Here is a 12,284-nt window from a genome sequence, read left to right on the forward strand (position 1 = left end):
CGTACGAAAAGGAGTGGGGAATCGTGACGATCCTGGTGACCGGTGCGACCGGAAGCGTCGGCAGGCTGCTCGTCGACGAACTGGTGGAGGCCGGGGCGCCGGTGCGGGCGCTGACCGTCAACCCGGCGAAGGCGGCGCTGCCCGAGCAGGTGGAGGTCGCCAAGGGCTACCTGGGCAAGCCGGAGACACTGCCGGAAGCCCTCGAAGGCATCGAGACCGTGTACCTCGCGCCGCTCGCGGCCAAGGTGGACGACTTCGTGAAGCTGGCGAAGGAGGCCGGAGTGCGGCGCGTGGTGGCGCTGTCGGGCTCCAACGCCGACGACCCGGCGGAGAACTCGAGCGGCGTGGACTACGCGATCATCGAAAAGGCCGTCCGGGACGCGGACTTCGACTGGACGTTCCTGCGGCCGGGCGCGTTCATGAACAACACGCTCGGCTGGGCGGAGACGATCAAGGCCGAGCGGGTGGTCCGCGAGGCCTACCCCGAGTCGCGGATGACGCCGATCGACCTCGCGGATATCGCGGCCGTCGCGGCGCACGTCATCCTGACCGAGGGACACGTCGGCAAGAAGCACACGCTGAGCGGGCCGACGGCGATCAGCCAGCGCGAACAGGTCGCCGCCATCTCGGCCGCGCTCGGCGAAGAGGTGGTCTTCCAGGAACTGACCCGGGAAGAGGCGAACAAGCAGTGGGCCGCGGCCGGGATCCCGGCCGAGATCGCCGAGTGGCTGCTCGACGGCTTCGCGTACTTCACGGAGAACCCCGACACGCCGACGGGCGTCGTCCAGGAACTCACCGGACGACCTGGCATCACCTATGCGGAGTGGGCCGTGGCGAACGTCGACGCCTTCCGCTGATCTTTCGGCCTCGTGAGTGGTAAGGACGGTTCTAACCGTCCTTACCACTCACGAGGAGTTCAATGGGCTCAACGGGCTCAACGGGCTCAACGGGCTCGGCGGGGGAGGCGGGTCGGCAGGGGAGCGCCCTTGCGCGGCTGGTCCGCGGCCTCGGCGGGCGGCGAGGACGGCTGCGGCGAGGACGGTTGCGGCAAGGGCTGGGCCTGGGCGGGCCAGGCCGGGGTGATCATCGCTTGCGCCCCGACCCGCCGGACGGGCAGCCCGTGCGACTTCCTGGCCGGCAGGCCGGGCCAGATCTCGCCCGCCTCCTTGGCGGCGTCGCGGATGGCGGTGCCGTCGAGCGAGGTGCGCGACTCCTCGATGTCGCGATCCAGCCACTGGACGATGAACTCCAGCGGCCCGTCGGGCGGCAGCGGCCACAGGAAGATCTCGTGGTCGACGTGGAACGCCGAACCGCCCAGGCCCTGCGCGCGCAGCACCGGCTGATCCGGTTTGGTGGCCGACGGCACGGAGATGGTCTCCGAACTGGCCCGCCTGCCGTCGGGGAACAGCACTCCGACCAGCAGCGCGTTGTAGTCCGGGACCCGGCGGTGATCGATCAGGCCTTCGCCGGGTTCGTCGAGCAGGAGATCCCGCGAGTACACCGACAGCTGGAAGGACACCGACTCCGGCCACACCTCGATGCCACGCAGCGCCACGATGGTCCGTTCGGCGCGGCCCAGCGGCATCGACCAGGGCAGGATCGCCGGGACGATGTACTCGTGCGGCGGCTCCACCCAGGGACGGCCGTTGTAGCCGAACAGCTCCTGTTCCGGCACCGGGAACAGGGGGCGGCTGCGCGGACCGTCCGTGAAGAAGCTCATCGCGGCGCGGCGGAACGCGGGGTGAAGCTGTCCGACCTGCCGTTCACGCCGTCGACGACCACCATGCGCTCACGGTAGCCGATGACCATGCCGGTACTGAACGGTTTCAACGCACCTTTCGCGTCACCCGAAGCCCTTGATCTTCACTTTCGTGCCCTTCGGCACCTTGGTGCCCGGCTGCGGATCCTGCTCCAGGACGAAGTCGAAACCACCGTTTCCGCCACCGTGACCGTTGCCGTTTCCGCGACCCTGACGGTCCGGCTCCAGACCCGCCTGTTTCAGGATCTGGATCGCCTCCTCCATCCGTTTGAAGGTCACGTTCGGTACTTCGACGGCGTTCGAAACGAACACGCCGATGCGGCGGTTGCTCGCCTTGCCGCCGCCCTTCGGGTCGGTGCGGGTCACCTGACCGGCGGCGAACTGGTCGGAGAACTCCTCGCCCGCCTGGAACGGCTGGAAGCCCGCCTGCTGCAGGATCTGGAACGCCGCGTCCTTGCTCTGGCCCGTGACGTCCGGGACCGGCGGCAGCGGCTCGGGGCCCTTCGACAGGATGATCGTGACCTGGCCGCCGATGTTCAGCTGCGAACCGGGGCTCGGGTCGACGCGGACCACCTTGTTCTTGGCGACGTCGCTGTACTCCTGCTCGCCCTGGACCGGGGTCAGCTGCGCGGCCTTGATCGCCGTCTCCGCGTCCTGCTGGCTCGTCCCGGCCTGGATGTCCGGCACGATCGGACGGCCCTTCGACAGCACGACGTTGACCGTGGCGCCCGGCGCGAGCGACGTGCCCTCCGCCGGGTCGGAGCGGATCACCGTGTGCTGGGCGGCGGTGTCGCTGTACTCCTCGGTGTAGGCCGGGGTCAGCTTCGCCGACCGGAGCGCGTCGCCGGCGGCGGCCTGGTTCATCCCGGCCAGCTTCGGCACCGACGACGACGTCGGGCCGGAATCGTTGAGGATGAAGGCGAACGCGCCGATCAGACCGCCGAGGACCAGAACCGCGGCCGCGATCATCAGGTAGAGACGTTTGCGCGACGCCGGCTGCTCGTCGTCCGCCGCCGGTTTGGGCCTCGGGGGAGGCGTGCGGGGCGGCTGCGCGGCGGGGATCTGCGGCTCGCGGTGCAGCGCCTGCGTTCCGCGCGGCCCGGTGACCGGCAGGGTCGCCTCGGCGACCGGGGGCAGCACGGTCGTCGCGGCGGCGGCCGGAGCCACCGCGGGGACGGCGGGGATGCCGGGGGTGGTGCGCTCGGCGTCGGTCTCCCGGTCGGCGTCGGCGGGCAACGGCACGGGCACCGCGACCGCCGGGACACCGAGGACGGTGCGCAGATGGTTCAGCTCGGCGAGGAACGCCGCGGCGTCGGCCGGGCGCAGCTCGGGGTCGCGGCGTGTGGCGCGCAGGATCAGCTCGTCCAGCTGCGGCGGGATACCCGGGCGCAGCTCGCTCGGGCGCGGGACGTCGTCGTTGACGTGCCGGTACGCCACCGAGAGCGCGGTGTCGCCGGTGTACGGCGGGCGTCCGGTGAGCATCTCGTACAGCAGGATCCCGGCCGAGTAGACGTCGCCGCGCGAGGTGGTCGCGCCGGTCGCGACCTGCTCGGGCGAGACGTAGGCGACGGTGCCGAGGATGACGCTCGAACTCGTGGTGCCCGCGCTCGCGACCGCGCGGACCAGCCCGAAGTCGCCCACCTTGACCACGCCGCCCGAAAGCGCGGTCCCGCCGCGGCCGATGAGGACGTTCTCCGGTTTGACGTCGCGGTGCACCAGACCGGCGGCGTGCGCCGCGGCCAGCGCGGAGAGGACCGGTTCGGTGATGCTCAGCGCGAGCGCGACGTCCAGCGGGCCGCGCTCGGCGAGCAGTTCGCGCAGGGTCCCGCCGTCGACGAGCTCCATGACCAGGAACGCGCGGCCGGACTCCTCGCCGCCGGGGGTGTCGAAGCCCTGGTCGTGCACCGCCACCACGTGCGGGTGGTGCAGCCGGGCCGCCGACCGGGCTTCCCGTTCGAAGCGTTCGACGAAGGACCTGTCGTCGGCGAACCGCGGGTCCATGATCTTGATGGCGACCTGGCGGTCCAGGCGGGTGTCGACGCCGCGGTACACCGACGACATCCCACCGCGTGCGAGCAGCTTGTCCACCCGGTAGCGGCCCTCGAGCAGAGTGCCCACCAGCGTGGGGTCCGTGCGTGTCACGGCTATGGATCGTACGGAAGTACCCATGTTCTGGTGTACGGGACCTGGGTCGCCGGGGATCACGATTCTCGCCATTTCGTCGAATCGGCGGTATCCGTGACCGAGTCGGCACGCTCCGTCATGGCCCGAGTCGTCACCCATGCGCACTAACGGAGGGCGAGACGGAATGTGGCACAGTGTCACCTGTGAGTGGTATTCCCGTCGCCGACGACGTTCTCGATGCCGATGTGGCCGTTCTCCCGCTTCCGGAGGTCGCGACCGCGCTGAACGTTTCGGCCAACAAGGTCCGCCAGATGCTGCGTGACGGCCACCTGATCGCCGTCAGGCGCAAGGGCGAGCTGTACGTCCCGGTCGCGTTCCTGGTGAAGGACGGCGTGGTCAAGGGCCTGGCGGGCACCATCACCGTGCTCGCGGACTCCGGGTTCAGCCGGACGGAGATGCTGCGCTGGCTCTTCGCCGAGGACGAGACCCTGCCCGGGACCACCCCGGTCAACGCGCTCCGCACCAGTCACGGCACCGAGGTCAAGCGGCGCGCGCAGGCGATGGCGTTCTAGTCCGCCCGGACGTTCTGACCAGTACATACGTCGCGGCCGCGAGAAGCTGGCAGCCCGCCGCCGCCCCCAGCGCGGCGGTTACGGAGAGTGCGCTCACCGGTCCCGCGACCGCGGCTCCGGCCGCGAGTCCGGTGATCTTCACGCTCGCCGCCGTCGTGAAAACCTGAGCCCGTACCGCAGCGGGCGCTTCCCGGTGCCGGATGGCGAACAGCGCCGAAAGCTGGGGTCCTTCGGCGAATCCGGCGAGCACGGCGGCGGCCGGCAGGATCACCACGTCGTGGCCTGCCGCCGCGAGCAGGAAACTCGCGCCCAGCAGGACCGTACTGGCGAGCACGGTGCGGTCCGGTGGCGGCGGCCTGCGGGCCAGCACGGCGTTCGCGATCAGTGACGCGGCGGCCAGCACGGTGAGCAGGAGCGCGCCGAACCCCGGATTCCCCAGCCGTTGGGCGCCGAGCAGCGGATAACAGACCACCGCGATCCCGATGCCGACGAAGGACACGGTGGACGTCGCGGTGGCCCGCAGCAGCGCACGGTTGCGGAAGAGGACGGCGAACCCGTCGGCGAGCTGACGGCGGATCGGTCTCGCCGGCTTCGCTTCGGTGGCGGGTAGCGACCATGCGGCGGGGAAGGCCGCCACGACCAGCGTGATCGCGAGCGCCACGGCGGCCGGGGCGCCGGCGTACGCGGCCACGAGCCCGGCGAGTCCCGGCCCGGCGAGGCTCGCGGCGGTGAACGTCATCGCGTCCAGCGTGCTCGCCCGTTCCAGCGGCGTCGCGCCGCGGACGTTCGGCAGTTGCGCCGTCCACCCGCCGGCCAGCGCGGGATTGAGCAACCCCGCCGCGACGGCCACCACGATCGCCGCGGGGAGTTCGACCAGCGCGAGCACCGCGCCGAGCCCGCCCGCGTACGCGAGCAGTGCCCACGCCAGCAGCCGTCCCGGCCGGGGACTGCGGTCGAGCAGGGCCCCGAGCAGCGGCCCGCCCGCCGCCGCGGAGATCGTCAGGCCCGCGAGCAGCGCGGATCCGGTGGCGGCCGAGCCGTCGATACTCACGCCGAGCAGGAGCAAAGCGGGTCCGGACAACTCGTCGCCGGTCCTGGCGACCGTCGCCCCGGCCAGGTACCCGGCGAGTCTGTAACGGCCTCTCATGACTGAGACGTTACAGTGGGGTATGAGTTCAGCGCAGCGGGATTTCCTGCCCGGCCGGTCGGCGCGGGAGGCGGCGCAGCGGGCGGTCGATCTGCTGGATGTCCTGCTCGCGCCGGATCCGTCGGTTTCTTCGGTTCGTTCCGTCCTGGAAGCGCACGGCGAGACCTCGGTCGAGTTGGCGACGCCGGACGTGGCGTCGTTGCGGGAGGCGGCCTTGCAACTGCGGGAGGTGTTCGCGGCGCGGGATGTCGCGGAGGCGGCCGACGTGCTCAACCGGCTGCTGGCCCGCTACGCGCATCCGCCGCGGCTGACCGATCACGCCGACGGGTTCGGCTGGCATCTCCACGTGGACGCCGACGACGACGGGCCGTGGGGTGCGTGGCTGGTGACGTCGTCCGCGCTGGCGCTGGCGGTGCTGCTCGCGGACCGTCAGGCGCCGCCGGGCGGCTTGTGTGCCGCTTCGGGATGCGGCAAGCCCTTCGCGCACCTGGGCGGGGGAAGCCCGCGGCGGTACTGCTCGACGCGGTGCGCTACCCGGGAGCGGGTCGCGGCGCACCGTCGGCAGCGTTCGTAGGCGGTAGCGCTCGTGAGTGGTAAGGACGGTTAGAACCGTCCTTACCACTCACGAGACGTAAAGCGGGTCAGGACTGCTGCTTGTCCCGCCACTGGATCCAGGACCGCAGCTTGTCCAGGTTGTAGTCCGGCCCGCCGGTCGCCACGGTGAACAGCGAGACACCGTGCTCCAGCAGCTTCGGGCCCAGTTCCTCGGGCTCGCCCTCGACGGCGACCGAACGCTCGATCTCCTTCGGGTCGCGCCCGACGTCGGCGCAGTGCTGGTCGAGGATCTTGACCTTGCGCTCCACGACCTCCGGGTCGCCGAAGCCGTGCCAGATGTCGGCGTGCTTCGCCACCAGGCGCAGGGTCTTCTTCTCGCCGCCGCCACCGATCAGCACCGGGATGTCCCGGACCGGCTGCGGGTTCAGCTTGCCGAGCCTGCTCTCGATCCGCGGGAGCGCCTCCGCGAGGTTGTCGAGCCGCCCGCCCGCGGTGCCGAACTCGTAGCCGTACTCGTCGTAGTCCTTCTCGAACCAGCCGGAGCCGATGCCGAGGATCAGCCGCCCGTCGGAGATGTTGTCGACGGTGCGGGCCATATCCGCCAGCAGTTCGGGATTGCGGTAGCTGTTGCACGTCACCAGCGCGCCGATCTCGACCCGCGACGTCGACTCCGCCCAGGCGCCCAGCATGGTCCAGCACTCGTAGTGCAGGCCCTCGGGCTCGCCGTAGAGCGGGTAGAAGTGGTCCCAGTTGAAGACGATGTCCACCCCGAGGTCTTCGGCCTCCGAAGCCGCCCGGCGGATCGCCTTGTATTCGGCGTGCTGGGGCTGCAGCTGGACGCCGATCCTGATCTTCCTGTTCGCAGCAGTGGTCATGTTCGCACCCTAAGCCTGGAGTTGCTCCACGTGCTCGCCAGCAGTCTCGGCAGAGCGACACCCAGCCGACGACGGCGGGGGACGACCGCGCGGGTGTTCAGCACGTCGTAACCGAGGGCCTCGATCTCGTCGAGGATGCCTTCGTAGAGCGCGAGCGCGGTCCGCACGCAGTCGCGGGATTCCGTGCGCAGCAACGGGATTCCCGCTTCGGCGCGGCGGTAGACGGCCCGGTTGCGCGCCACCGCGACGGCGAGCGCGCGCCGCACCCGCCGGTCGGGCAGGCCGCGGGCGCGGGAGAATTCGAGCAGCTCACGGTCGACGCCGAACGCGGCCAGTTCCTCGGTCGGCAGGTACAGCCTTCCCCGGTCGAGATCCTCGCCGACGTCACGCAGGAAGTTGGTCAGCTGGAACGCCTCGCCCAGCGCGGCGGCGCCGGGCACGGCTTCCGCGATCGGGACGACGGTGCCGAAGACGGGCAGCATCTGGAGGCCGATCACCTCGGCCGAGCCGTGGATGTACTCGCCGAGGTCGGCGTAGGTCGCGTACTCGGTGATCTTGAGGTCCATCGCCATGGACCGCAGGAACGCGTCGAACAGGTCGCGGTCGAGATCGTGGCGCCGCACGGTGTCGGCGAGCGCCGTCAGCACCGGATCGGCGGGTGTGCCGCCGTCGAAGACCCGCGCGACCATGACGGCGACCTCGTCCAGCGCGACCGCCGGATCGGTGCCGGGCGCGGGATTGTCGACCACTTCGTCCGCCATCCGCGCGAAGCCGTACAGCGCGTGCGCGAACGGGCGCGTCCGCGGGGGCAGCAGCCGGGTCGCGAGGAAGAAGGTGCGGCCGTAGTGCGCGTTGATGCGGCGGCATTCCGTGTACGCGGCCCGCAACGCCGGTTCGGTGATCCCCGCGGCGTCGAGTTCGCTCATCGGCCGGTGACCCTTCCCGCCGCGAGCCTGCCGGAGATCACCACCGGCGGGATGCCGACGCCCGGCGTGGTCCCGCAACCGGCCAGCACGACGTTGTCCACCGCCCGCATCAGGTTCCCCGGCCGGAACGGGCCGGTCTGCGCGAAGGTGTGCGCGAGCGAGAACGGGGTCCCCGCGGTGAGCCCGCGTTCCGCCCACCCCGCCGGGGTGATCGTCTCGTCGACGGAGAAGCCGTCCGCGAAACCGGTGAGGCCGCGGTTTTCCAGTGTGCGCAGGAGTTCCGTGCGATACGCGGGCCCGACGCGACCCCAGTCGATCTTGCCGCGGCCGAGGTTCGGCGCCGGGGCCAGTACCGAGATCACCTGGTCGCCGCCGGGGGCGAGGGCCGGTTCGGTCGCCGTCGGCCGGGTCACCAGCAGCGACGGATCGCTCATCAGCTTGCCCTCGCGGATGATCTCCGAGAACGTCTTCTCCCAGGCGTGGCCGAAGAAGATGGTGTGGTGGCCCAGATCCGGCCAGGTTTTCGGGGCGTGCCCGTGCAGTACGACGGCCGACGGCGAGTACCGCAGCGGCAGCGGCCGCCGGGGGCGGGCGCCGAGCAGCCGGTACGCGGTGCCGAGCTCGGTCGCGAGAACCACCGTGTCGCAAGGGATCCGCTCACCCGTGCGGGTCCGCACCGCGCGTACCCGCGAGGAAACCCTTTCCAGCCAAGCGGCTTCGGTGCCGAAGCGCAGTTCCGCACCGGCGCGTTCGGCCGCGTTCGCCATGGCCCGCGCGATCTCGCCCATCCCGCCCGACGGGTAGTAGACCCCGCCGACGGTGTCCATATAGGAGATGACGCCGTACGCGCCGATCGCGCGCGCCGGATCGAGTCCCGCGTAGAGCGCCTGGAAGGAGAACAGGCGGCGCACCCGGTCGTCGCGCAGGAAGCCGCCGATCTTCGGGCCGAGCCGCCCGAAACCGCCCAGTGCGGCCAGTTTCGCCAGCTCCGGGCGCACGAGATCGAGCGGCGAGTCGAAGTTCGCGCCGATGAAGTGGTCCTTCTGCACCGCGTACAGCTCGGTCAGCCAGCGGCGCAGCCGCCGATAGCCTTCGGCCTCGGCCGGACCGGCGGCCTCGCGGATCTCGGCCTCCATCGCCGCCGCGTCGGTGTGCACGGCGATGGTGCTGCCGTCGGCGAACCGCGCGCGATACGCCGGGTCGAGCCGGGTCAGCGTCAGGTTGCCCGCCAGCGATTCGCCGACCGCGGAGAAGGCCTCGTCGAGCAGTTCCGGCATGGTCAGCACGCTGGCGCCGGTGTCGACGGTGTTCCCGCCGAAATCCGCCTGCCCTGCCCGGCCCCCGGGGCTCTTTTCCTGCTCCAGCAAGGTCACCCGGCGTCCGGCGCCGAGCAGATGCAGCGTCGCCGACAGCCCGGCGAGCCCGCCACCGATCACCACCACGTGGTCACTCGGACCGGTGACAGTGCGCATCAGTACGTCCGCTGGGTCGCCTTGACGACCAGCCCGGTCAGCGCGGCGGGAGCGGGTTCGGCCAGGTGGGCGCGGTCCAGCGTGGCCATCGCGGAGTCGGTGAGCTCGTCGATACGGCGTTCCACCGCGTCGACGGCGCCCACGTCCTGCAGCGCCTCACGCACGGTCTCGACGGCGTCTTCGGACAGGTGCGCGTCGCCGATGGCGTCGGAGATGACCTTCGCCGCCGCGTCCTTCCCCTGCTCGGCCGCGCGCTGGAGACCCAGCGCAACCAGCAGCGTCCGCTTGCCCTCGCGCAGGTCGTCGCCCGCGGGTTTGCCGGTGACCGACGGGTCGCCGAACACGCCGAGCAGGTCGTCCCGCAGCTGGAACGCCACGCCGACCTCGTCGCCGAACTCGCGCAGCGTCGCGATCAGCGCCTCGTCGGCACCGCCGAGCGCGGCACCGAGGTGCAGCGGGCGCTGGACCGTGTACGCGGCCGTCTTGAGCTTGCAGATGTGCAGCGCGGCCTCGGGGGAGGCGTCGCCGGTGGCCTGGGTGCGGACGTCGAGGTACTGACCGGCGAGCACCTCGGTGCGCATCGCGCGCCACGCCGGCCGCGCCGCCGCGAGGGCCGCGGGCGGGAGCGGGGCCTCGCCGAACATGTCGTCGGCCCAGGCCAGCGCGAGGTCGCCGACCAGGACGGCGGTCGCGAGCCCGAACGTGCTCGGCGAACCCAGCCAGCCGCTGTCGGCGTGCAGCTTCGCGCCCGCGATGTGCACCGTCGGGGAACCACGGCGCGAATCGGAGGAGTCGATGAGGTCGTCGTGGATCAGCGCGCACGCCTGGATCAGCTCCAGGCTCGCCACCGCCTGCAGCACGCCTTCGACGTCCGGTCCGGCCGGATCGCCGCCCGCGCCGCGCCAGCCCCACCAGGCGAACGTCGGGCGCAGGCGTTTGCCGCCGCCCAGCACGAATCCGGCCAGCGCGTCGATCCCGGCCCCGACCGTCGGCTCGGTGCGGCGGATTTCGGCACCGGCGCGCTCGAGGAATCCGGCCAGCGCCCGCTCGACGTTGGCGGGCAGGTCGGCGTCGTAGGCGGACGTGTCCATGGGCACATCCTCCGGGAAGGACGTCGTCGTGACCCAGTCGGGTGCCTTCGAATGTGGCGGAACTCGCCGCATTTCGTCCTCTGAATGCGGTAGTTGCACGCGCAAGGACCGCATTCAGAGGACTAAACGCGGGTCTTGTCGTAGTGCCGCTTCGCCCGCGCCCGGTTCCCGCAGTCCGACGAACTGCACCAGCGTCGCGACCGGTTGCGTGTGTGGTCGGTGAAGACCCAGCCGCATCCCGGCCCTTCGCACTCCCGGATCCGGTCCAGTTCCCCGGACCGGAGCAGGTCTTCGGCCGCCAGCGCGAGGAAGTGCGGCAACGCGGTGCCGTCCACCAGCGGCACCGTCCAGCGCAGCGGCAGGGACGGGGTGAGTTCGGCGTGCCGGTACGCCGCCAGCAGCGGCTTGCGCAACGCCGTGACGTCCGGCGGATTCGACGTCAGTACGCGATACAGCGTCTCGCGGAAGTCCTTCACCGTTTCCAAGACCGCTTCGGAGATCTCCAGCCGCTCGGTGCTCGCACCGACCAGGACGACCCACTCGGACAGCCGTTCCGGCGCCGAAAGCCGGTCTTCCCGCCGGGCCGGATCGCGCCGCCAGGAAACGGTGTTGACCAGGTCCAACGGCACGCTCCCGCCGATGCTGTCGTACCCGTCCCAGTGGCCGTCCACATATCCTCCTAATGGTCAAAATCAGTTTAGCTTGTTAGGGTCGAACCATGACAGGGATGTCGACACGCCGGCGCGACTACCTGGCCGGCGCCCGTGTCGGACTCGGACTGGGCGTCGCGACCTTCGTCCTCGGTGTCACCTTCGGCGCGTACAGCCAGACCCTCGGCTGGGGGATCGCCGCCCCGATCGTCGCTTCGATCGTGGTGTTCTCCGGCTCGGCCCAGTTCGCGATGGCGACCGCGCTCGCGGGCGGCGGCAACCTCGCCGTCGCGGTCGGCGCAGCGGCCCTCATCAACGCCCGGTTCCTGCCGATGGGCGCCGCCGTCGCCGCCGACCTGCGCGGCGGACGCCTGCGGCGCGCGTGGGAAGGCCAGGCCGTCGTCGACGGTTCGTGGGTGGCCGCGCACCTCGGCGAAGGGCGGTTCGATCGCGAAAAACTCATCGGCTGCACGCTCGTCCAGCTGCCCGCGTGGGTGCTGGGGACGGTGCTCGGGGTACTGGCCGCGCCGCCGCCGGACGTCGTCTCCCGGTTCGGGCTCGACGTCGTGTTCCCCGGCTTCTTCCTGGTCCTGCTCATCGACGAGCTGCGCCGTTCGCGCCAGGCGGTGCTGACCGCGGCGCTCGCCGCCTGCCTCGCCGGGATCCTGGTGCTGTTCGTCCCCGTCGGGCTCGCGCTGATCGGCGCTTCGGCCGCCGCGCTGCTCGGGCTGGGGGCGCGGCGATGACGCTCTGGCTCGCCATCGTCGCCGTCGCGCTGGTCAGCATCGGGTTCAAGGCGGCCGGACCGGTCCTGCTCGGCGACCGGACGCTGCCGCCGCGGCTCGCGGGGGTGATCGCGCTGCTCGCGCCCGCGCTGCTGGCCGGGCTCGTGCTCACGGACGTGACCGGTCCGGCCTGGTCCGGGCTCGACTGGACGCTCTGCGCCGGCCTGGCCGCGATCGCGGTGACCTACGTGCTGCGCGTGCCGGTGCTCGCCGCGATCCTCTGCGGGGTCGTCGTCACGGCCGCGCTGCGGTTCCTCGTCTGAGGGCAGGCGCGCGTGCCGGTCTGCTCGCTCGCCCCGCGGCCGTGTCGCGAAAGCCACTTTCGCAA

13 protein-coding genes are annotated in these 12,284 nt (G+C 71.4%); 5 read left to right on the forward strand and 8 right to left on the reverse strand.

The window, feature by feature from the left end; all coding sequences use genetic code 11:
- Positions 1–23: 23 nt before the first annotated feature.
- Entirely contained in the window at positions 24–857 is an 834-nt protein-coding gene (locus ACFWIW_RS21015) for an NAD(P)H-binding protein (RefSeq protein ID WP_378369967.1), read from the forward strand.
- Positions 858–943: 86 nt separating this feature from the next.
- Here ACFWIW_RS21015 and ACFWIW_RS21020 read toward each other — a convergent pair whose 3' ends face one another.
- Both ACFWIW_RS21020 and ACFWIW_RS21025 read right to left on the reverse strand, forming a co-directional pair.
- A complete protein-coding gene (locus tag ACFWIW_RS21020; protein WP_378369968.1) occupies positions 944–1,720 on the reverse strand; it encodes a hypothetical protein in 777 nt (258 codons plus the stop codon).
- 123 nt (positions 1,721–1,843) lie between these two features.
- Positions 1,844–3,901: a PASTA domain-containing protein gene (locus ACFWIW_RS21025; RefSeq protein WP_378369969.1), complete on the reverse strand. Its 2,058-nt coding sequence runs from the start codon at positions 3,899–3,901 to the stop codon at positions 1,844–1,846.
- Between the two features lie 185 nt (positions 3,902–4,086).
- On the opposite strand from ACFWIW_RS21025, the gene ACFWIW_RS21030 reads away from it, so the two are divergent.
- Positions 4,087–4,455, forward strand: coding sequence for an Rv2175c family DNA-binding protein (locus ACFWIW_RS21030; RefSeq protein WP_240598024.1), 369 nt, complete (start codon positions 4,087–4,089; stop codon positions 4,453–4,455).
- On the opposite strand, the gene ACFWIW_RS21035 is transcribed toward ACFWIW_RS21030, so the two are convergent.
- Positions 4,424–5,602, reverse strand: coding sequence for an MFS transporter (locus ACFWIW_RS21035; RefSeq protein ID WP_378369970.1), 1,179 nt, complete (start codon positions 5,600–5,602; stop codon positions 4,424–4,426). The genes ACFWIW_RS21030 and ACFWIW_RS21035 overlap by 32 nt on opposite strands.
- A gap of 22 nt (positions 5,603–5,624) precedes the next feature.
- Between ACFWIW_RS21035 and ACFWIW_RS21040 the strand changes: the two genes are divergently transcribed.
- Positions 5,625–6,176 carry a CGNR zinc finger domain-containing protein gene (locus tag ACFWIW_RS21040; protein WP_378369971.1) on the forward strand — a complete coding sequence of 184 codons (552 nt, stop codon included), beginning with the start codon at positions 5,625–5,627 and terminating at the stop codon, positions 6,174–6,176.
- A 67-nt stretch (positions 6,177–6,243) separates the two neighbouring features.
- Here ACFWIW_RS21040 and ACFWIW_RS21045 read toward each other — a convergent pair whose 3' ends face one another.
- The 5 genes from ACFWIW_RS21045 to ACFWIW_RS21065 all read right to left on the reverse strand — a co-directional run bounded on the left by ACFWIW_RS21045 (position 6,244) and on the right by ACFWIW_RS21065 (position 11,192).
- On the reverse strand, positions 6,244–7,032 hold the full coding sequence (locus ACFWIW_RS21045) for an LLM class F420-dependent oxidoreductase (protein WP_378369972.1): 789 nt from the start codon (positions 7,030–7,032) through the stop codon (positions 6,244–6,246).
- Positions 7,029–7,958 carry a phytoene/squalene synthase family protein gene (locus ACFWIW_RS21050; RefSeq protein ID WP_378369973.1) on the reverse strand — a complete coding sequence of 310 codons (930 nt, stop codon included), beginning with the start codon at positions 7,956–7,958 and terminating at the stop codon, positions 7,029–7,031. The genes ACFWIW_RS21045 and ACFWIW_RS21050 overlap by 4 nt, the downstream gene beginning before the upstream one ends.
- Positions 7,955–9,430 (reverse strand): phytoene desaturase family protein, encoded by a 1,476-nt coding sequence (crtI, locus tag ACFWIW_RS21055; RefSeq protein WP_378369974.1) that lies wholly within the window; start codon positions 9,428–9,430, stop codon positions 7,955–7,957. Before crtI ends, ACFWIW_RS21050 begins: the two co-directional genes overlap by 4 nt.
- Positions 9,430–10,521: a polyprenyl synthetase family protein gene (locus tag ACFWIW_RS21060; RefSeq protein WP_378369975.1), complete on the reverse strand. Its 1,092-nt coding sequence runs from the start codon at positions 10,519–10,521 to the stop codon at positions 9,430–9,432. Before ACFWIW_RS21060 ends, crtI begins: the two co-directional genes overlap by 1 nt.
- Before the next feature lie 122 nt (positions 10,522–10,643).
- Complete coding sequence (locus ACFWIW_RS21065) at positions 10,644–11,192, reverse strand: CGNR zinc finger domain-containing protein (RefSeq protein WP_378369976.1); 549 nt, start codon at positions 11,190–11,192, stop codon at positions 10,644–10,646.
- 56 nt (positions 11,193–11,248) lie between these two features.
- Between ACFWIW_RS21065 and ACFWIW_RS21070 the strand changes: the two genes are divergently transcribed.
- Both ACFWIW_RS21070 and ACFWIW_RS21075 read left to right on the forward strand, forming a co-directional pair.
- Positions 11,249–11,917, forward strand: coding sequence for an AzlC family ABC transporter permease (locus ACFWIW_RS21070; protein ID WP_378369977.1), 669 nt, complete (start codon positions 11,249–11,251; stop codon positions 11,915–11,917).
- Entirely contained in the window at positions 11,914–12,219 is a 306-nt protein-coding gene (locus tag ACFWIW_RS21075; RefSeq protein WP_378369978.1) for an AzlD domain-containing protein, read from the forward strand. The genes ACFWIW_RS21070 and ACFWIW_RS21075 overlap by 4 nt, the downstream gene beginning before the upstream one ends.
- Positions 12,220–12,284 lie beyond the last annotated feature (65 nt).

The organism is Amycolatopsis sp. NPDC058340 (assembly GCF_042723975.1).
Lineage (GTDB): Bacteria > Actinomycetota > Actinomycetes > Mycobacteriales > Pseudonocardiaceae > Amycolatopsis.